Origin of the sequence: Mycobacterium sp. MAA66 (assembly GCF_041261665.1) — a bacterium.
Classification (GTDB): domain Bacteria; phylum Actinomycetota; class Actinomycetes; order Mycobacteriales; family Mycobacteriaceae; genus Mycobacterium.
The window spans coordinates 1,025,659-1,043,782 of sequence record NZ_JBGCCC010000001.1 but is presented as its reverse complement, the minus strand read 5'-3'; the positions used below and the strand labels follow the sequence as shown (position 1 = coordinate 1,043,782).

18 protein-coding genes are annotated in these 18,124 nt (G+C 65.9%); 9 read left to right on the top strand and 9 right to left on the bottom strand.

The genetic code is table 11. The annotated features are described in order from the left end of the window. Window positions 1-94: 94 nt before the first annotated feature. On the top strand, window positions 95-529 hold the full coding sequence (locus tag ABIA30_RS05110; RefSeq protein WP_370062667.1) for a hypothetical protein: 435 nt from the start codon (window positions 95-97) through the stop codon (window positions 527-529). On the opposite strand, the gene ABIA30_RS05105 is transcribed toward ABIA30_RS05110, so the two are convergent. The 3 genes from ABIA30_RS05105 to ABIA30_RS05095 all read right to left on the bottom strand — a co-directional run bounded on the left by ABIA30_RS05105 (window position 530) and on the right by ABIA30_RS05095 (window position 4,702). Beyond that, window positions 530-2,770: a molybdopterin-dependent oxidoreductase gene (locus tag ABIA30_RS05105; protein WP_370062665.1), complete on the bottom strand. Its 2,241-nt coding sequence runs from the start codon at window positions 2,768-2,770 to the stop codon at window positions 530-532. Next, window positions 2,767-3,330, bottom strand: coding sequence for a TetR/AcrR family transcriptional regulator (locus ABIA30_RS05100; RefSeq protein ID WP_370062663.1), 564 nt, complete (start codon window positions 3,328-3,330; stop codon window positions 2,767-2,769). Before ABIA30_RS05100 ends, ABIA30_RS05105 begins: the two co-directional genes overlap by 4 nt. Before the next feature lie 238 nt (window positions 3,331-3,568). Further along, window positions 3,569-4,702, bottom strand: a complete 1,134-nt coding sequence (locus ABIA30_RS05095) for a nitronate monooxygenase (protein WP_370062661.1) — start codon at window positions 4,700-4,702, stop codon at window positions 3,569-3,571. 186 nt (window positions 4,703-4,888) lie between these two features. Between ABIA30_RS05095 and ABIA30_RS05090 the strand changes: the two genes are divergently transcribed. Next, window positions 4,889-5,512: a fatty-acid--CoA ligase gene (locus ABIA30_RS05090; RefSeq protein ID WP_370062659.1), complete on the top strand. Its 624-nt coding sequence runs from the start codon at window positions 4,889-4,891 to the stop codon at window positions 5,510-5,512. After that, window positions 5,512-5,691, top strand: coding sequence for a bacterioferritin-associated ferredoxin (locus tag ABIA30_RS05085; protein WP_370062657.1), 180 nt, complete (start codon window positions 5,512-5,514; stop codon window positions 5,689-5,691). Before ABIA30_RS05090 ends, ABIA30_RS05085 begins: the two co-directional genes overlap by 1 nt. Here the strand turns inward: ABIA30_RS05085 and ABIA30_RS05080 are convergent. Together ABIA30_RS05080 and ABIA30_RS05075 are read right to left on the bottom strand one after the other, a co-directional pair. Then, the gene (locus ABIA30_RS05080; protein ID WP_370062655.1) at window positions 5,654-6,418 is read right to left on the bottom strand and encodes an HAD family hydrolase; all 765 of its coding nucleotides are present in this window, start codon (window positions 6,416-6,418) and stop codon (window positions 5,654-5,656) included. The genes ABIA30_RS05085 and ABIA30_RS05080 overlap by 38 nt on opposite strands. Before the next feature lie 48 nt (window positions 6,419-6,466). After that, window positions 6,467-7,543 carry a diacylglycerol kinase gene (locus ABIA30_RS05075; protein WP_370062653.1) on the bottom strand — a complete coding sequence of 359 codons (1,077 nt, stop codon included), beginning with the start codon at window positions 7,541-7,543 and terminating at the stop codon, window positions 6,467-6,469. Between the two features lie 110 nt (window positions 7,544-7,653). On the opposite strand from ABIA30_RS05075, the gene ABIA30_RS05070 reads away from it, so the two are divergent. The 4 genes from ABIA30_RS05070 to ABIA30_RS05055 all read left to right on the top strand — a co-directional run bounded on the left by ABIA30_RS05070 (window position 7,654) and on the right by ABIA30_RS05055 (window position 12,973). Next, complete coding sequence (locus ABIA30_RS05070; protein WP_370062651.1) at window positions 7,654-8,391, top strand: glucose 1-dehydrogenase; 738 nt, start codon at window positions 7,654-7,656, stop codon at window positions 8,389-8,391. Window positions 8,392-8,521: 130 nt separating this feature from the next. Next, a complete protein-coding gene (locus tag ABIA30_RS05065; RefSeq protein ID WP_370063349.1) occupies window positions 8,522-11,380 on the top strand; it encodes a glycoside hydrolase in 2,859 nt (952 codons plus the stop codon). 45 nt (window positions 11,381-11,425) lie between these two features. Then, window positions 11,426-11,644 carry a hypothetical protein gene (locus ABIA30_RS05060; protein ID WP_370062649.1) on the top strand — a complete coding sequence of 73 codons (219 nt, stop codon included), beginning with the start codon at window positions 11,426-11,428 and terminating at the stop codon, window positions 11,642-11,644. Window positions 11,645-11,677: 33 nt separating this feature from the next. Continuing rightward, window positions 11,678-12,973, top strand: coding sequence for a competence/damage-inducible protein A (locus ABIA30_RS05055; protein ID WP_370062647.1), 1,296 nt, complete (start codon window positions 11,678-11,680; stop codon window positions 12,971-12,973). Between the two features lie 6 nt (window positions 12,974-12,979). Here ABIA30_RS05055 and ABIA30_RS05050 read toward each other — a convergent pair whose 3' ends face one another. From ABIA30_RS05050 to yaaA, 3 genes are all read right to left on the bottom strand, one after another. Then, window positions 12,980-13,906, bottom strand: coding sequence for an alpha/beta fold hydrolase (locus ABIA30_RS05050; protein ID WP_370062645.1), 927 nt, complete (start codon window positions 13,904-13,906; stop codon window positions 12,980-12,982). 50 nt (window positions 13,907-13,956) lie between these two features. Further along, window positions 13,957-14,931, bottom strand: a complete 975-nt coding sequence (locus ABIA30_RS05045) for a TerC family protein (protein WP_370062643.1) — start codon at window positions 14,929-14,931, stop codon at window positions 13,957-13,959. Window positions 14,932-15,101: 170 nt separating this feature from the next. Continuing rightward, entirely contained in the window at window positions 15,102-15,848 is a 747-nt protein-coding gene (yaaA, locus tag ABIA30_RS05040) for a peroxide stress protein YaaA (protein WP_370063347.1), read from the bottom strand. A 159-nt stretch (window positions 15,849-16,007) separates the two neighbouring features. On the opposite strand from yaaA, the gene ABIA30_RS05035 reads away from it, so the two are divergent. Then, the gene (locus tag ABIA30_RS05035; protein WP_370062641.1) at window positions 16,008-16,226 is read left to right on the top strand and encodes a hypothetical protein; all 219 of its coding nucleotides are present in this window, start codon (window positions 16,008-16,010) and stop codon (window positions 16,224-16,226) included. Between the two features lie 24 nt (window positions 16,227-16,250). Here ABIA30_RS05035 and ABIA30_RS05030 read toward each other — a convergent pair whose 3' ends face one another. Beyond that, window positions 16,251-16,556, bottom strand: coding sequence for a hypothetical protein (locus ABIA30_RS05030; RefSeq protein WP_370062639.1), 306 nt, complete (start codon window positions 16,554-16,556; stop codon window positions 16,251-16,253). A 299-nt stretch (window positions 16,557-16,855) separates the two neighbouring features. On the opposite strand from ABIA30_RS05030, the gene ABIA30_RS05025 reads away from it, so the two are divergent. Then, the gene (locus ABIA30_RS05025; protein WP_370062637.1) at window positions 16,856-18,109 is read left to right on the top strand and encodes an acyltransferase family protein; all 1,254 of its coding nucleotides are present in this window, start codon (window positions 16,856-16,858) and stop codon (window positions 18,107-18,109) included. Window positions 18,110-18,124 lie beyond the last annotated feature (15 nt).

Here is an 18,124-nt window from a genome sequence, read left to right as displayed (position 1 = left end):
AAAACCCCAGCGATACCGCAGGCATCTGTAGCACCATTGGTTACGGACGTTTTGGGAAGGGGCTGCAATGCGGATCCTCTACGGAGCAAACCGAATGACCGCTGCGGTGACGTGGGGTCTGGTCCTCATCGGATCGGCCGCGCCGGCGTGGGCCGACGAGCCCGCGCAACCGGCTGCGCCGGACACCAAGTCGAGCGCGCCTGCTGATGCCCCGTCGACCGACAGTCCGCCTACTGCAGCCGCCAAGCCGACCCCGGTGCCGCACCTGTCCAGCCTGAACAACCTGCCGCCGTACACCACAACGACCGAGGACGGCCCGCAGGACCCCGACCGGCTGTCGTATCTGAAGGACGTCTGGCACGCCTACCAGGACCACGACATCACCCCGAGCCAGGCGCTGGTGCTGTTGGCGCAGCGCCCGATGGACGCCGACGCCGCACCACCGCCCGGGCTACCGGCCGGACCCCAGGCTCCCGGCCCTGTGCCTGGACCGCCACCGGCTACGGACGCCTCGCCCGATTCGCCTTAGCTAGCTCGCCACCGCCTCGATGCGCGCCGGCACGTGCTTGTGCCAGGGTGTGCCGGCGAACGCGTCGCGCCAGTGCGCCGACGTCAGATTGTTGGGCGCCACCCCGGGTACCCGCTCGGTGCCGTCCGCATCGGTGAAGTTCAGCCCGAATCCGTTGGGTAGCGCCGCGTGGCCGGGCAACATCGCGTCGGTGATCTCCACTGACGCCTCGGCACTGCCGGCCGCGGTGGTGATCCGGGCCCGGCCGCCGTCGACCAGACCGAGCGTCGCCGCGTCGTGCACGCTGACCCGCAGTGCGCCGTCGGCATCCCGCTTACGCCAGCCGGGATCGCGGAAGATATCGTTGGCGGTGAAGGCGCGGCGTTCGCCGGCCGACAGCACGATCGGATACTCGGGGCTGGTCAGCGGCGGGCGATCGGCGGCCAGCGCATCGAGTTCGGTCAGCAGCTCGGGGATTTCGAACGCGATCCGGTGATCGGGGTGGCTGATCAGATTCCAGTCGTCGGCGTACTCGTGCACCGTGAACGTCACCCCGGAGCGGCCATCGAGAATGGCAGTGAAGAGGGCATTGCCGTCGGCGTGGCCGGCCCGGCGGATCGCTTCCGGATAGGTCATGGCGGCTTTCTGCGCCAGCCCCCACAACGCGGCGGCCCCGGCCAGCCCGTCCGGCAAGGTCGGGCCCAGGGTCTCGTACAGGACATACGGCAGTACCCGGCCCAGGCCGGGATTGGCGCCGACCGCGGTCAAAAAGGCCATCGCGTATGCGTCGAGGCCGTCTCGGGCGGCCCGGCGCAGTGGGTCGAGTTCGGCGTCGTCGACCACGCCCAGCGCGCGGACCAGCCGGGCCCAGATCTCGGGCTCCGCCAAGGTTCCGGGCAACGGCGCCATCAACGGGTGCCGCAGATGAAAGGTGTTGTGCGGGAACTCCAGATTGAAGAAAGTGGCCTCGGGCTTCTCGAACTGACTGGCAGCCGGCAGCACATAATGGGCCAGCCGGGCGGTCTCGGTCATCGCCACATCGACGACCACCAACAGTTCCAGCGCGCCGAGGGCCTCGCGCACCGCGGTCGAATCGGCGATCGAATGCGCCGGGTTACTGCTCTCCACGATCATCGCGCGGAAGCGGTTCGGATGATCGGTGAGGATCTCCTGCGGCACCACGTTGGAGGGCAGCAGGCCGGCGATGATCGGGGCACCGGTGACCGGCGAGCGACCCACGCCGCCCGCGGCAAATAGCGGTGCGAACGACGAATGTAGGTGCTGCCCACCTCGTTTGGCGAAGTTCCCGGTCAGGATCCACAGCATCTTGTTCAGATACGAGCACAACGTGCTGTTCGGTGCCTGCTGCACGCCGAGATCCTCGAACACCGAAACGCTTGCCGCGCAGGCGATCCGGCGGGCGGCCGCGCGTAACAGTTCGGCCTCGACGCCGCAGCGCTGTGCGAAGCCGTCGATGTCGACACTGTGCAGGGCTTCGCGAACGGGTTCCACGCCGGTGACATGTTCGGCGAGAAATGCCTCATCGCAAAGGTTTTCCTGGACCAGCACGGCGGCCAGCGCGCTGATGCACCAGGCATCGGTACCTGGCCGCACCCGCAGATGGAAGTCGGCCAGCTTGGCGGTGTCGGTGATGACCGGGTCGATCACGATCATCGACCGCTCGGGGTCCTTGGCGATCTCCTGCAGCACGGTGCGGGCTCGCGGGAAGCTCTGCGACATCCACGGGTTCTTGCCGACGAACACCGACACCTCGGCGTGTTCGAACTCCCCGCGCGTGTGCCCACCGTAGAGCTGCGCATCAACCCAGAACTCACCGGTCTTCTCCTGCGCCAAGGCATTCGACCGGTAGCGCGCACCGAGTGCCTTGAGGAAGGCTCCGCTGTAAGCGCCACCCAGGTGGTTGCCCTGACCGCCGCCACCGTAGTAGAAGATCTTGTCGCCGCCGTGCTCGTCGCGGATCCGCCGAAGCCCTTCGGCGATCTCGGAAATCGCGGTGTCCCAGTCGATTTCCTCGTAGCTGCCGTCCGGACGGCGGCGCATCGGTGCGGTGAGCCGGGCCCGGTTGTTCTGGTAGTGGTCGAGTCGCAACGCCTTGTTGCAGGTGTAGCCCTGGGATGCCGGATGGGCCTTGTCGCCGCGGATCTTCGACAGCGTCCGGCCGTCGAGTTGCACGGTGATGCCGCAGTTGCACTCGCACAGGATGCACGCGGTGGACTGCCATTGCGGCTGGGCTTCGGTCATGAGGACGCCTTCGGATCGTCGGCAGCGACGAGGGCGCGCAGCTGCCGGTGGACGAGATCGAGGGGAGTGATGGAGCCCGTGGTGCGGGCCACCAGGATGGCGCCTTCGATGGCGGTGGTGGCGAGCATGGCGAGGTCGGCGGCCTGTTCCGGTGATGTGCCGTCGGCCTGCAACAACGATTCGAGTTGGCCGAGCCAGCGGGTGAATGCCGCGCCGGCGCGTTCGATCACCGGCGCGTTGTCGGCTTCGACCGCGACCGCTGCCACCGGGCAGCCGGCGCGGAAGCCGGATTCGGTCAGCTGGGTTCGGAAACCGTCGACCAACGCATCGAGGGCCTCCAGTGCGGTGGTCGCCGCCGATATCCGGCCTGCGATGTGGTCACTGGCGAAATCGATTGCTTCGCAAAGAAGTTGGGTGCGTCCACCGGGGAAGTAATGATATGCCGAGCCACGCGGCGCCGAGCTGTGGGCCAGCACGTCGGCGATGGCGGTCGAATGCGCGCCGCGCTCCCGAATGAGCAGTGCTGCCGAGGTGACCATGCGGTCACGGGGGCTGGCCATATTGCGGCTCCCTTCGCCGGACGTGCGGCGGGGCCGACGGTCCGGGGCGAGTTATGTAGAGCAGCATACATAGGCAGGTCGGGGCGGAAAAGCACGGAAATGCACGAATCCCGTCGACCCGGCAGTGCCGGATCTACGGGATTCGTGGGTATTGCGTCTAACGGACCGCGAGATCGACGAAATGCTTGCGGAAAGCAGCGTCGCTGCCGCCATCTCGTCAGTCTCGACGCGGCGCGTCTCAGGCCCCCGCAGCCTCGTTCAGCTCATCGAGCCGGGTGGTGGCCTCCAGGTACTCCTGTACCCAGCGCTCGATCACCGCGGAGGTCTTCTCGACCTTGGTGAACTGACCGACCACCTGGCCGACCGGATTGAACGCGACGTCGACGCTCTCGTTCGGGTACTTGTGCGTGGCGGCCACCGCCATGCCGGACACCATGTACTGCAACGGCATTCCCAGTGGCTTCGGGTTCTCCGGTTGCTCCCACGCCTCGGTCCAATCGTTGCGCAGCATGCGGGCGGGCTTGCCGGTGAACGAGCGGCTGCGCACCGTGTCCTTGCTGGTGGCCCTGGCGTACGCGGCGTGCTGCTGCTCGGAGTGCTCGCTCTCCTCGACCATCACCCACTGCGATCCGGTCCAGGCGCCCTGGGTACCGAGCGCCAGCGCCGCGGCGATCTGCTGGCCGCTGCCGATACCGCCGGCCGCCAGCACCGGCACCGGGGCGACCTCCTTGACCACCTGGGGCCACAGCACGATAGAGCCGATCTCACCGCTGTGTCCGCCGGCCTCGCCGCCCTGCGCGATGATGATGTCGACGCCGGCATCGGCATGCTTGCGGGCCTGCGAAGGCGAGCCGCACAGCGCCGCCACCTTGCGGCCCTGCTCGTGGATGTGCTTGATCATGTCGGCCGGGGGAGTTCCCAGCGCGTTGGCGATCAGCGTCATCTTGGGGTGCTGCAGGGCGATCTCCACCTGCGGGGTGGCGGTGGCCTCGGTCCAGCCCAGCAGTTGCAGGGCGTCGTCGTCGCTGTGGTCGACGGGCACGCCGTGGTCCGCCAGGATCTTCTTGGCGAAATCGAGGTGCTCCTGCGGGACGAGCGCGTTGAGCTGTTTCTTGAGTACCTCGGGATCCAGGTCGACCTGGTCCATGCCCTCGTACTTGTTCGGGATGACGATGTCGACGCCGTACGGGTGATCGCCGATGTGCTCGTCGATCCAGTTCAGCTCGATCTCGAGCTGTTCGGGGGTGAAGCCGACCGCACCAAGGACGCCGAATCCGCCGGCCTTACTGACTGCGACCACGACGTCGCGGCAGTGGGTGAAGGCGAAGATCGGGTATTCGATCCCCAGCTGGTCGCAGAGGGCGGTGCGCATGCGGAGCTCCTTGACTGAAGTGTGAGTACTGAAAAGCAGAACTGGAACGTGTTCTAATTTAGTACCGCGTGCCGGGATGTGACGCAAGGCGGCACCCTCATCGGGGCTCGACAATGTGCGAGAACATGCTTACCGTTCTGGGCAAACTGGGCTGACACCGCTATTCGTTTGGCAAGGACTAGAGCCGTGACGCATTGGTTCGATCATTCGCTCGTGCTGGCGTCGGACTATCGGGTGCCCGAACCGGCCCGGGTGTGGCCGATGCTGCGGCGCGAGGAGGCCGCGCTGGGCGAACTCGGCGCGCACCACGTGCTGGTCTACACCTCCACCGCGGAACCGCAGCGGATGCTGGTGCTGATGGCGCTGCACTCCCATGAACCGGTGCGGGACGTGCTGCGCTCTCCGGTCATCCTGGACTGGTTCGATGACTTCGGGGTCCAGGACATTCCCGCGGTGTTCGCGGGCGAGCTCGCCGAACGACTGGACTTCGACGCCGGCGAGGCCCCAGAGGCTCCACAGGCCGTCGCCGTGGTGATCACGCCGGTCGATGACGTGGCCCATCTGGTCGGTCACATCAACGCGCCAGATTTTCTGGCTGCCGGTATCCGAAAATTGTTGATATTCCGGGCGTTCGACGATCCGAACGAGGTGATGTTGCTTTTCGGCCTGCAGGACGAGGCCAGCGCGGCTCGTTGGCTGGCGCGCTCCGAGGCGACTTCGGAGTGGTTGCGAAAGACGGGGATCGGGGCCTACCCACCGCTGTTCGTCGGCCGGTACCGGGACATGATGCGTGTCGAAGGTCCGCGCTGATGTATGTATGCCTGTGCTTCGGGGTCACCAACGCTCGGGTGGCCGACGCCGTCGCATCGGGTGCCCGGACCGCCAAAGACGTCGCCGCGGTGTGCGGGGCCGGGTCGGACTGCGGCCGTTGTCGGCGGCTGGTGCGTGCGATTATCGATGTCCAAAAGCAAAGCGCCGCAACGATTTGAACGGTCCGCGCAGTTGGCTCGTGGTGTGCATGACGGTCCAGCCCTGACGCTGCGCCTCGGCTGCCAGTGCGGGCCGGGGGTTGACGGGCACGGGATGCCCGACCGAACGCATCAGTGGAAGGTCCTCGTCGCCGTCGGCGTAGAAGAAACTCTGTTGCAGGTCAATGCCATTGGCGGTGCTGAACGCTTCGACGGCGGAGGCCTTGCGGCGGCCCCACACGATGGGCCGCACGATCTTGCCGGTCAGCAGCCCGGTGTCATCGACCTCGAAGTGGTTGCAGATCACGTGTTCGATGCCCAGGTACCGGGCCAATGGCATGACGTGCATGGTCAGCGCCGACGAACTCAGTACCACTGTGTGGCCCGAGCGCTGGTGCGCCCGCACGATGTCGAGCATGGCGGGGAAGATGCGGGCCTGGATGCGGCTGTGGAACAACTGCTCGCCGAGCGATTCCTGCTCGGCGTGTGATTCACCCTGCATGTATCCGCCCGCGCGGATCAGCAGTCGCTGAAACTCCATGCGCCCCAACTTGTATCGCACGGTGGCTTCCAGGATGCCGGTGAGCTCTCCGAACGCGGCCTGGCGGGTGCGGAACCGGTGGCCGGCGTGCGCGGTGGCGATGAAGCCGGACACCAGGGTGCCGTCCACATCGAAGAAAGCCCCGACGCGCCCGGTGGTGGCGTCCGCGTCGAACCCCGCCACCGGGGCAGGGGTCGACGCGGTCATGGCCCAAGTATGCCGGTGTCCTCCGACACCTGCCGCCTGGAAGGTCGTCTAGGCCGACCGCACCACACCCCTGCCGGTAACCAGTGGCAGGTCGAGTGTCGTGCGGATTCCCGCCGGCGCTTCGACGACCGACGGGATTGCGTTCACGATGCGGCCGGCCGCGGCCAGGATCGCTGCGTAGTTGTGGTCGCCGTTGCGGCTGGTCGGGCAGATGTCCATGGTGTAGGAGGGCTCGCCGGTGATCTCCACCCGATACGAACCGCCTTCCTGCGCGGGCTGGGCCCACTCCGGACGCAGGTCGCCGCGCAGCCGGGTGACATGCTCGACGACGATGACCGGCTCGCCGGCCACCATGCCCTCGATCTGGAATCGCAACGCGGCCACCGTGCCCTTGGCAATGTGGCCCGCGGCGATGTCGAAGTCCTCGGGAGCGGGCTCTTGTTCGACGGAGTCGCGGATCTGGTCGACCTCGATGCCCAGTGCGGTGGCCATCTGCCGGATTGCGGTGCCCCAGGCGATGCTCAGGACGCCGGGCTGGAACAGCATGGGGAAATCGCCGATCTGGTTGCCGAATCCCATCACCTCGAACATCACCGTCGTGCCGTCGTAGGTGGCGTAGTCGGCGATCTCCATCATCCGGATCTGCTGGATGTTCTGGCAGGTGCCCGCCAATGCCATCGGGAGCAGATCGGTGGCAAACCCGGGGTCCACGCCGGTGATGAAGATCGACGAATTGCCTTCGAGGGCAGCCTCTTCCACCCGGGCGATGTACTTGTCCGGCACCACTTGCCAGGGGTGCTGCAGCACACCGGGCGCCGAACCCACCACATTGACGCCCGCGGAGAGAATCTTGCGGACGTCGGCCATCGCCTCGGGCAGTCGGGTATCACCGTTCGCGCAATAGACGACGCATTGCGGACCTGTGGCGAGCAGTGCATCAAGGTCACCGGTGGCGAGGATTCCGGTCTGCACGTCCACCCCGGCCAGGTCGCCGGCATCGCGGCCGACCTTGCCTTCAGCGGAAACCCAGACCGAGGTGAGCTCGAAGCGGTCGTCTTCGATCAATTGCCGCAGAGCCAGTGCGCCGCAGTTTCCGGTACCGATCAGCGCTACTCGGATAGCCATGATGCTCCTTGGGGGAACGTTGTTGCCGACTTGACGAGAGTATGGCGCCTGGAAGACAAAATTGAAACAGGTTCTATTTTGATATTCTGGTGCGGTAGCCTCTGCAGTTCATGGGACGTGTGGACGGAAAAGTGGCACTGATCAGCGGTGGCGCACGGGGCATGGGTGCGGCTCACGCCCGGATGCTCGTTGCCGAAGGTGCCAAAGTTGTAATCGGTGACATCCTTGACGACGAAGGTTCGGCGCTGGCCGCCGAACTGGGTGACGCGGCGCGCTACGTGCACCTGGACGTCACCGAAGCCGAGCAGTGGGATGCGGCGGTCAAAGTGGCAAATGACGAGTTCGGCGGACTCAACGTTCTGGTGAACAACGCCGGCATCGTTGCCCTGGGCAAGATCGGCAAGTTCGACATGGCCCAGTGGCAGAAAGTCATCGACGTCAACCTGACCGGCACCTTCATGGGAATGCAGGCCGTGGTGGCGTCGATGAAGGCGGCCGGTAGCGGGTCGATCATCAACGTCTCGTCCATCGAGGGCCTGCGCGGTGCGCCTATGGTCCACCCGTACGTCGCCTCGAAATGGGCGGTACGCGGCCTGGCCAAGTCCGCCGCGCTGGAACTCGGCCGCTACAACATCCGGGTCAACTCGCTGCACCCCGGTTTCATCAAGACCCCGATGACCGAACATTTTCCCGATGACATGGTCACTACGCCCCTGGGCCGTCCCGGTCGGTCCGACGAAGTTGCCACATTCGTGGTCTTCCTGGCCAGCGACGAGTCGTCCTTTGCCACCGGCAGCGAGTTCGTCGTGGACGGCGGCTTGGTGACCGACGTGCCACACAAGCTCTGACCTCGCAGGTTCCGTCCTCCGGGCTCTGGTCGGGCACAATAGGGTGCCCCCGCACCGCGTCTTCTCGAGTTGAAGCGCTGCCAGATCCGGAGGGAGCAGGGTCATCTCAACCGAGAAACGTCGCGGCTTGGTGCTGGGCGTCGTCGTATCCCTGGTGCTGCTGTTCGTCAGCATCGGCGATGTGCCGCGTTTCGCGTACCCGGGAGCCGGCTCCGAGGAATTGCAGCTGGCCGACGGCTGGCAGCTGACCTCTGCCCGCAACGTTGCCGCCACCGGATCTCAGCTGAGCCGGACCGGTTTCGCCGGCACCGGCTGGCACACCGTGCGCCATATGCCCGCCACCGTCCTGCAGGCCCTGGAGGACGACGGCACCTACCCCGATCTGTACTTCGGCGACAACCTGCTGAAGAAGGTCCCGCAGGACCTGTACAAACAGGACTGGTGGTACCGCACGACCTTCGTGGCGCCGACGGGGCACTCCACCTACCGGTTGGATTTTCCCGGGATCAACTACCGCGCCGAGATCTGGCTGAACGGACATCAGATCGCGGCCAACACCCAGGTCGCCGGTATGTACGTCGACCACGACCTGGACGTGTCGGAGTGGATCGACCGCGGACGTCCCAACACCCTGGCGGTGAAGATCACCCCGGAACGGGCGCTGCAGGACATCAATGGTGTCGAACTGGCAGACAGCTGGTTCGACTGGATCAACTGGAACTATCTCGGGTATCAGGGCCCAGGTAAGAACCCGGCCAACGGCAACTCCTTCGTGCCCGATCGCAATGCGGGCATCCTCAAGCCGGTCACCCTGAAGATGTCCGGCGCGGTGGCGGTCCGCAGTGCCGCGGTGAACACCGAACTGCCGCTGCCGCGAACCGACAGTGCCCGCCTCACGGTGCTCACGACGGTCCGCAACTACTCCAATCGCAACATCGGTGGGGCGGTGCACGTCACCATCAGCCGGCCGGGCAAGCCGGACATCGACATCGATCAACCGGTGAAGCTGGCGGCGGGCGAGATTCGTGACGTCACCTTCAGCCCCAAGGATTTCGAAGCGCTCCGAGTCGATCACCCGGACCTGTGGTGGCCGTACACCATGGGGCGTCCGGACCTCTATGACCTGACGGTCGAATTCCGTCAGTACGGGCGGGCCTCCGACGCACTGCATCAAAAATTCGGCATCCGCACCGTCGAGCAGGACCGCGACGGTAGCGCGGAATTTCCGCAGCTGGGCACCGGGGGCAATTTCTATCTGAAGGTCAACGGTCGTGACTTCCTGGCCAGGGGTGCCACCTACACTCCCGACCTGCTCTACCGCGACGATCCCGCCCGCGAGAACGCGACGCTCAACTACGTCAAAGACCTTGGGCTCAACATCATTCGGATGGAGTCGAAGATCCCAGGCGAGCGTTTCATGGAGCGCGCCGACGAGTTGGGCATACCGCTGATGGTCGGCTGGATGTGCTGCAACCAGTGGGAGAAATGGCCGCAGTGGGACGCCGAGGATCATCAGGTCGCCCAGGACAGCCTGCGCTCCCAGGTGTCGATGCTGCGATCGCACGCGGCCGCATTCATCTGGGCCAACGCCAGTGACGGCCATCCGCCGGCGGACATCCTGGAGCAGTACCACTCGGTCCTGCGAGATCTGCACTGGCAGAACGCGATTGTGGACACCGTCTCGTCTTACGCCGCCGACTCGTCGGGCAACCGTATCTGGGACGGCATCCAGATGGCCGGGCCCTACACCTGGCGACCGCCGTCGTATTGGTTCAGTGGGCGATATGCGGCCGCGCGTGGTGCGTCGGCCGAACAGGGCGACAACGAACACATCCCGCCGTTCGCCAGCCTGCGCAAGTTCATCCCGGCCGACAAGCTGTGGCCCATCAACGACGCGTGGTACTTCCATGCCGGATCGAACCCGGGCAACGCCGCCCTGGCCAGTGTGCGTAGCGCTATCGTGCAGCGCTACGGATCTTCCACCGGTGCAGAGGAATTCGCCCGAAAGGCGCAATTGGCGCACTACGAGGCGACCCGCGCGCAGTTCGAATCGTTCGCGGCACTGGGCTGGGCCGACCGCAAGATGACGATCTACTGGATGCTCAACAGCCACTGGCCGTCGTTCTTCGGCAACATCTTCGACTACTACCTGCGGCCCGGGGGCGCGTACTACGGGGCGAAGAAGGGACTGCAGCCGCAGTCGGTCACTTTCGACTCCTACGCCACCGGCGATCACAGCCAGGCCAAGATCACCATCGCGAACCAAAGTCCGGACACTGCAACGGGTTTGCGGGCCCGGGTGCGGATCTACGACCTGTTCGGCCGGGTTCGCGACGACAAGACCAGTGAGCCGACCGACGTCGCATCGGGAACTGCAGCCGAGGTGCTGACCCTGCCGCGGGAGGCCCTCGATTCGCGAGTGTACTTCGTGCGCACCGAACTGCTGAACAAATCCGGCGATGTCGTCGCGGGCAACGACTACTGGCAGTCACAGCAGAACGACGATTCCGGAGACCCGCGCAAGGACGACGCGTTCGCGTGGCACCAGGTCAGCTGGGCGGACATGACCCCGCTGAACACCATGCCCAGGGCACAACTGGAGGTCACCGCCACCGATACCACCGACGACGCCGGCCAGCACGTCGATATCGCGTTGCGTAACCCGACCAAGGAGTTGGCGTTCTTCGAGCGGGCAGAGCTCACCACCGATCCCGATGCCGACGAGATCCTGCCCATCGAGTACTCGGACAATTACGTCACCGTGTATCCGGGGGAGACCGTGCACATCCGGGGCTTGGTGCCCAAGTCCGGGCCGACCGCGGGTTGGGTGCGGGTCGGCGGCTACAACTCTGCTCCGGTGACCGTCCCGATCGCTGGGACGGGCGGAACCGCGACCGCCACGCATTCCGACGGCATCGGGGCCGACGGCCCGCCAGTCGGTGTGGCGCACGACGCGGCTCCGAATCGGGGACCCGGCCCGGGCTCTTGATCGGCAGCTGGGCGATGATGGTGAACGACATGAAGGAGACATGAGATGGCCGACGAACGTTCTGCACTGGCTGACAGCACCGCCGCGACCGGTTGGCAGCGCCGTCAGGACGAGCGCGTGGATATCTACCTGCGGGGTGCTCAGCGGGTGCGGGTCATCTGGCAGGGCGACTCCGCGATCAGCGGCGCCACTCGTTTCCAGGACGACATGATGGAGAACTACACCCGCGAATTGGGCACCGTCCGGGCCTGGATGGTCGGCTGAGTTCAGCCCACGCCCCACGTACTGTCTTGAGTCATGGGAGTGCGCGCAGGCATCGTCGTCACGGGAACCGAAGTCCTGACCGGCCGGGTGGCCGACCTGAACGGCCCGTGGCTGGCAGATCGACTACTGGAACTCGGTATCGAACTGGCCCACATCACCATCTGCGGTGATCGGCCCGAAGACATTGCGGCCCAACTGAACTTTCTGGCCGATCAGGGTGTCGACCTGATCGTCACCAGCGGCGGCCTCGGGCCGACTGCCGACGACATGACCGTCGCCGTGGTTGCTGAGTTCTGCGGCCGCGAACTGGTACTCGACGACGCGTTGGAGGAACGCATCGCCGAGATCCTCCGGTCGTTCATGGGCCGGTTCCCGGACGTGGACTTCGACGCGGTGCGCGCGGCCAACCGTAAACAGGCATTGGTACCGAAGGGTCCAGACGGTGTCGAGATTCTGGACCCGGTCGGCACGGCGCCGGGTGTGGTGGTGACGCGTGCCGGGGGCGGGCCGACGGTCGTCGTGCTCCCAGGGCCGCCGCGGGAACTGCGGCCCATGTGGACCCGGGCGATCGAGACCGCCACCGCGGGGCGAGCCATCGCCGGCCGCGCCATCTACCGGCAAGAAACCATCCGGATGTTCGGGCTGCCCGAATCCGGATTGGCCGAGACACTTCGCGACGCTGAATCCCTGATACCAGGTTTCGCCGGCTTGGAGATCACCACGTGCCTGCGCCGCGGCGAGTTGGAGATCGTCACCCGCTACGAGCCCGAGGCCGAGCAGAGCTATCGGGAGCTGGCAGCGCTGCTCCGGGGGCGACACCCGAAAGATGTCTACTCCGAAGATGGATCGCTCATCGATGATCAAGTGGCGCAACTGCTTTCGGGCCATACTATCGCCACCGCGGAGTCTTGCACGGCCGGGCTGCTGGCAGCACGGCTGGCTGACCGCCCCGGTTCGTCGGCCTATCTGGCGGGCGGGGTGGTGTCATATTCCAACGAGGCCAAGGCCGAGTTGCTGGGCGTGGACCCGGCGTTGATCGCCACGGACGGCGCGGTGTCCGAACCGGTCGCCGAGGCCATGGCCGCCGGCGCGCTGACGCGGTTCACCGCCGATGTCGCGGTGGGCATCACCGGGATCGCTGGTCCGGGCGGCGGCAGCGACGAAAAGCCAGTCGGCACAGTGTGTTTCAGCGTACGTCTGAGTGACGGCCGGACCCACACCCGGACCCTGATGCTGCCCGGCAATCGGGCCGATATCCGGGAACGCTCGACCACCGTGGCCATGCACATGCTGCGCCGAGTCCTCGGCGAGCAGGCCGAGACCGGCTGAGCGCGCCTACTGTGCGACGACGTCCGGCTCCGCGGCGTCCCAGACTTCGAGCACCTTGGTCAGGATGTCCTCGGCCACACCGAGCCCGGCCAGGTGGCTCTCGCCGGGCAGGGTGTACATCTCGGCATCGGCCAGCCGCGCCACCGCATGCTCACCGTGGGCGAACGGCACGATGTGGTCGGCGTCGCCGTGCCACCAGCGCACCGGCACCTTGATGTCCTCCAGCCGGAAGCCCCAGTCGCGGGCGAACACCACGACGTCGGCGAACGGTGCGGCCAGTTGCCTGCGGCTGCCGTTGAGCAGATCGTCGAGGAACATCGCCTTGAACTCAGGGCGGCCGAGCAGCTTCCGATCGCCTTCAGGGGAGATCCGGGCGTATAGCTCCAGGGCGGGGGAGCCGAACGGGCCGATCAGCTTGATCAGTGTGCCCGCCACCCAGCGAACCGGGGTATCGGCGACCTCGAGGATCGGGCGCACCACCTTGGCCAGTTCCATCAGGTTGCTGCTGATGCCGTCCTCGCCGATCAGCGGGGCGACGCCACCGAGTACCGCGGCCATCACCACTCGATCGGGCATGGCGGCCGCGGTGGCCAGCGTGTACGGGCCGCCGCCGGACAATCCGATCACCGCGAACTTGTCGATGCCGAGGGTGTCGGCGATGGTCCGCAGATCATCGGTGAACCCCAGCACGTTCTCGTACTGGAACGGGGTCGACGAGCCGATGCCCGGTCGGTCCACGCCGATCAGCCGGATGTTCTTGCGGGCCGCGAACGAGCGGGCCTCGGTCGGGATCTGCCGGCGCGCGCCCGGGGTGCCGTGCAGCCAGAACACTGCGCGTCCTTGGGGATTGCCGAACTCGGCGAAACTGATCTGGCGACCCTCGCCGACGGCGATGTTGCCCTCCAGCTTGGGGCGATCAATCGGCATAACCATGCGCAGATTGTTGCACGCGGCGATCTACGCCTGGACCGGCCCCGCAGACCTCAGGTGCTTTGCTGATCAGCCCTTCGGGTGCGGTACAGACTCGCCACCGTGGTGACCGCGAGAGTGATGACGATGACCGCCAGCGAGGCCATCGTCGGAATCTCGGGGACCGGCACCTGGTTGCCGCCGTTGATGAAAGGCAGCCGGTTCTCGTGCAGTGCGTGCAGCACCAGCTTCACGCCGATGAACAGCAGGATGAAGGCCAATCCCTGGGAGAGGTAGACCAGTCGCTTGAGCAGATCGCCGAGCAGGAAGTAGAGCTGGCGCAGGCCCATCAGCGCGAAGACATTGGCGGTGAACACCAGGTAGGGCTGTTCGGTGAGGCCATAGATCGCCGGGATCGAGTCCAGCGCGAACAACAGGTCGGTGGTGCCCAGGGCCACTACCACCAGGAACATCGGTGTGATCAGGCGTTTGCCGTTGTCCTTGACGTACAGCCGTACACCGTCCCACCGATCGGTCGTGGGTAGGTACTTACGGGCCAGGCGCACCATCGAGTTGTCGCCGTCGTCGGAGTGGTCGGAGTCGAAGGCGAGCTTGACCGCGGTGTAGACCAGGAAGGCGCCGAACAGGTAGAAGATCCAGGAGAACTCCGAAATAGCCACTGCGCCAAGGGCAATGAAGATGCCGCGGAAAATCAGGGCCAAGATGATCCCGATCAGCAAGGCTTGCTGCTGATACTTTCTCGGCACCCCGAAGCTGGCCATGATGATCAAGAAGATGAACAGGTTGTCCACCGACAGGCTGTATTCGGTAAGCCAGCCGGCGAAGAACTCGAGGCCGAACTGTTCGCCGTGAAATGACCACACCCAGATTCCGAAAGCGATCGCCAGACCCACGTACACGGCCAGGTAACGGGCGCATTCAGCGACGGTGGGTTCATGCGGGCGGCGGCCGACCACCACGACGTCGAAGATGAGCACGAGTGCGGTCACCGCGACGGTGACGATCCATTCGAGCTGAGAAACATTCATTGCGGGAGCCTCCGGACGTCAAAAAACGGCCGAGGTCTCTACCACCGCATCGCGGCCCAAGGCACCGGTTGCTCAACGATGAACAACGTGATGACGACACCAAGGCGAAGGAATACTCCCCTCATACAGCAGTATTTCAGATTGCTGTCAGAATCGCCCAATCTGAGGGTTCAGGCGCTGATCAGCACGGTCAGTTCGGTGCCATCGCGTTCGACCCGCATGCCGGCACGGCGGGCGATGGTGGCCACCGCGGCGGCGTTGTCGGGCTCGGCCCTGGTGCTGGCCAGCGCGCGTGCCAACCGGCCTTTGTGAGCCTTGTTGAAATGGCTGACCACGGTCCTCTTCCCGTCGGGATGCTCGGTATACACGTCGACGGTGACTGCGCCGGGCAGCCGTCCGAGCGCGGCGTAGGAGCCCGAGCGCAGATCCACCACCAGCTCCCGCGCTCCGATTTCGGCCAGCGCGGGCTCCAGCACCGGCTTCCACCGGCTGGCCAGCGTGGTACCGCCGGGCAGCTTCGAGCCGGCCGACAGCCGGTAGGCCGGCACCCGGTCGTCGGCCCGCAGCAGCCCGAACAGCGCCGAGCCCACCGCCAGCCGGCTGCGGGCCCGCTCGGCTGTCGCGCCCCGCAGAGATCCGACATCGAGCGCGTCGTAGAGCACCCCGGTGTAGCGGTCGATGGCGGCCAGTGTCGGGGAGCTGCGCAGTTCGGCATTGCGGGTGATCTCGGCATCCTGAGCTGCGGATATGCCCAGGGCGGACCGACTGGCGGCCGGATCCGCCGCCAAGGTCACCAATTCGTCGATCAGGGTGGCACGCAGGTCGGTCAGCGCCGGCGTGGCCAACCCGGCGAGGTCCAGGGGCGGTCCATCACCGCCGGGGCGCTTGGTCTCCGAGGGCGGCAGCAGCACAATCACGGCGACGACAGTAACCGACGCCGGCACACCCGACGCCAACGTCACACCTGGCAAGCGCATCGGAATCCTTTGCCGCGGCCCTGGCTGTGGCCTAGAGTTTGGTACCTGCTCAGGTCGGGGGGCTAAGGCAGACGCATAACCAGGAGAGCTGGGGTGGACATGGGTAGCGACAAATTCGCCGTGCAGATGCGCGTTCGAGTTAAGGCCGATGGGCTCAAAGGCGGCAAGGGCGTGATCGTCGAGGACTACGGCGACCATGCCGGTTACTCGGTCGAGGTCGGCGATCAGCACATCGCGGACGCGGCCCGGCGTTGGGCGGTATTGCTCGACAGCGGCTCGCTGGTGTTCGCCGACGATGCTCATCTGAGCCGGGAGTAACTCCGGCTGCCGGGCTCGAGCCGGTCAGCCGCCCCAACCGCGGTTGCCGTCCCAGCCGCCGCAGACGCCGCCCACGCAGCCGTGGCCGAATCCGCCAGTAGATGGGTTCCAGCCACCGCAGCCCTGCCAACCTGAACCGTTGCCGCAGCCTCCGCCGCCGCCCTGGCCATCCGGTCCGCCGGATCCGGTCGGTGTGCCATCGGCGATCACCGTGCGGTCACCACCGACGATCGCGCCGAAAGTCACTGCCGCTGCGGGAGCCGCGACGAGTGCAGCCGTGGCGGCCACCGCGGCGACCGCAGATTTTGTGAAATTCCGCCTAATTAGCATGTCTACAGATTGCCCTCGTTCGACCGGAAATTCCAGTGCCGTGACGGCGAATACATTGCTGGCAGTACCGATTACCTTCGGTGTGGCTGATAAACGCGGGACCGTCGCGGGTAAACAAATTTTCTGACGGTATCCCGCGCTCGGGTGTGTCGGTCTACCGACGACACGGCTTCGCGATCCGTGGACGAGCAGGGGGCGCTGTTAGTCTTTTGACGCTGCGCCGAATGACATGTCCCAGGTCGGTGACCGCCCGGGCAGCCGACGCGAGTAGTGCGAAACGAGCTATGCAGAGTCCCGAAATGAGTGTTGTGCGCAGCGGTGAGATCAAGGCCTTGTCCGGGCTGCGGATCGTCGCCGCAGTGTGGGTCGTGCTGTTCCACTTCCGCCCGTTACTGCATCAGGCGTCGCCCCCACTGAGCGAGGCGCTGGCGCCGGTGCTCGACTGCGGAGCCCAGGGCGTCGACCTGTTTTTCATCCTGAGCGGGTTCGTGCTGACCTGGAACTACCTCGACCGGATGGGCCCCACCTGGTCATTCCGTGAGACGTTGCATTTTCTGTGGCTCCGGCTGGCCCGGGTCTGGCCGGTGTATCTGGTCACGATGCACCTCGCCGCGCTATGGGTGATCTTCACCCTGAACGTCGGCAATTTCCCGTCGCCGGAGGCGGCCAACCTGACCGGGCCGAACTATCTGCGCCAGCTCTTCCTGGTGCAGCTGTGGGTGGTGCCGTTCTTCGATGACACCAGCTGGGACGGACCGGCCTGGTCGATCAGCGCCGAATGGCTGGCCTACCTGATGTTCGGGCTGCTGGTGCTGGTGTTGTTCCGAGTGGCCCGGGCCAGTCGCGCCCGCAGCCTGCTCTGGCTGGCATTCTTCGCCACCCTGCCGCCGTTGGTATTCCTGGCGGCGACCGGAGCGTTCTACACCCCGTGGAGTTGGCTGCCCCGCATCATCCTGCAATTCACCGCCGGAGCCCTGGCCTGCGCGGCGGTGCGCAAGTTGCGGCTGACCCGTCGCGGTGAGTTGGCCGCGGGCGCTCTGTCGCTGATCCTGGTGGTGGCGATCGTCGGCATTCTGTATTGGTTTGACGCACATCCCGTTCCGTCCATCCGGGACGACTTCGGGTTGGTCGACGTGCTTTTCCTGCCCCTGGTGGTGGCCTTGTCCATCGGCACCGGCAGCCTGCCGGCGGTGCTGTCGACACGGGTGCTGGTGTACGGCGGCAAGGTGTCCTTCAGCCTCTACATGGTTCACGAACTGGTACACCAGGGGTGGAACTGGGCTGCCGCGCAGTACCAGATCGACATGCAGCCGAGCTGGAGCGCCAAGTTGGTCGTGCTGGCGCTGCTGGCCGGCTCGTTCGTCGGCGCGGTGGTGCTGTTCCACTTCGTCGAGGAGCCTGCACGCCGCTGGATGCGCCGAATGGTGTCACCGCCGGGTGCCAGGTCAAAGACCACTGACTCGACCGGCAGTGACTCGAAAAGCGCTGTGACACATCGCACCTTGACGCGGATCGCCGAAGACGACGACACTCGCCCGTCGCGCGCCGGTTGACAGCTGACACCTCTA

What these genes read in the sequence shown, in the direction of transcription:
- ABIA30_RS05110 (WP_370062667.1), top strand. Translation starts at nt 95, where the DNA reads ATGACCGCTGCGGTGACGTGGGGTCTGGTCCTCATCGGATCGGCCGCG.
- ABIA30_RS05105 (WP_370062665.1), bottom strand. Translation starts at nt 2,770, where the DNA reads ATGACCGAAGCCCAGCCGCAATGGCAGTCCACCGCGTGCATCCTGTGC.
- ABIA30_RS05100 (WP_370062663.1), bottom strand. Translation starts at nt 3,330, where the DNA reads ATGGCCAGCCCCCGTGACCGCATGGTCACCTCGGCAGCACTGCTCATT.
- ABIA30_RS05095 (WP_370062661.1), bottom strand. Translation starts at nt 4,702, where the DNA reads ATGCGCACCGCCCTCTGCGACCAGCTGGGGATCGAATACCCGATCTTC.
- ABIA30_RS05085 (WP_370062657.1), top strand. Translation starts at nt 5,512, where the DNA reads ATGTATGTATGCCTGTGCTTCGGGGTCACCAACGCTCGGGTGGCCGAC.
- ABIA30_RS05080 (WP_370062655.1), bottom strand. Translation starts at nt 6,418, where the DNA reads ATGACCGCGTCGACCCCTGCCCCGGTGGCGGGGTTCGACGCGGACGCC.
- ABIA30_RS05075 (WP_370062653.1), bottom strand. Translation starts at nt 7,543, where the DNA reads ATGGCTATCCGAGTAGCGCTGATCGGTACCGGAAACTGCGGCGCACTG.
- ABIA30_RS05070 (WP_370062651.1), top strand. Translation starts at nt 7,654, where the DNA reads ATGGGACGTGTGGACGGAAAAGTGGCACTGATCAGCGGTGGCGCACGG.
- ABIA30_RS05060 (WP_370062649.1), top strand. Translation starts at nt 11,426, where the DNA reads ATGGCCGACGAACGTTCTGCACTGGCTGACAGCACCGCCGCGACCGGT.
- ABIA30_RS05055 (WP_370062647.1), top strand. Translation starts at nt 11,678, where the DNA reads ATGGGAGTGCGCGCAGGCATCGTCGTCACGGGAACCGAAGTCCTGACC.
- ABIA30_RS05050 (WP_370062645.1), bottom strand. Translation starts at nt 13,906, where the DNA reads ATGGTTATGCCGATTGATCGCCCCAAGCTGGAGGGCAACATCGCCGTC.
- ABIA30_RS05045 (WP_370062643.1), bottom strand. Translation starts at nt 14,931, where the DNA reads ATGAATGTTTCTCAGCTCGAATGGATCGTCACCGTCGCGGTGACCGCA.
- ABIA30_RS05035 (WP_370062641.1), top strand. Translation starts at nt 16,008, where the DNA reads ATGGGTAGCGACAAATTCGCCGTGCAGATGCGCGTTCGAGTTAAGGCC.
- ABIA30_RS05030 (WP_370062639.1), bottom strand. Translation starts at nt 16,556, where the DNA reads ATGCTAATTAGGCGGAATTTCACAAAATCTGCGGTCGCCGCGGTGGCC.
- ABIA30_RS05025 (WP_370062637.1), top strand. Translation starts at nt 16,856, where the DNA reads ATGAGTGTTGTGCGCAGCGGTGAGATCAAGGCCTTGTCCGGGCTGCGG.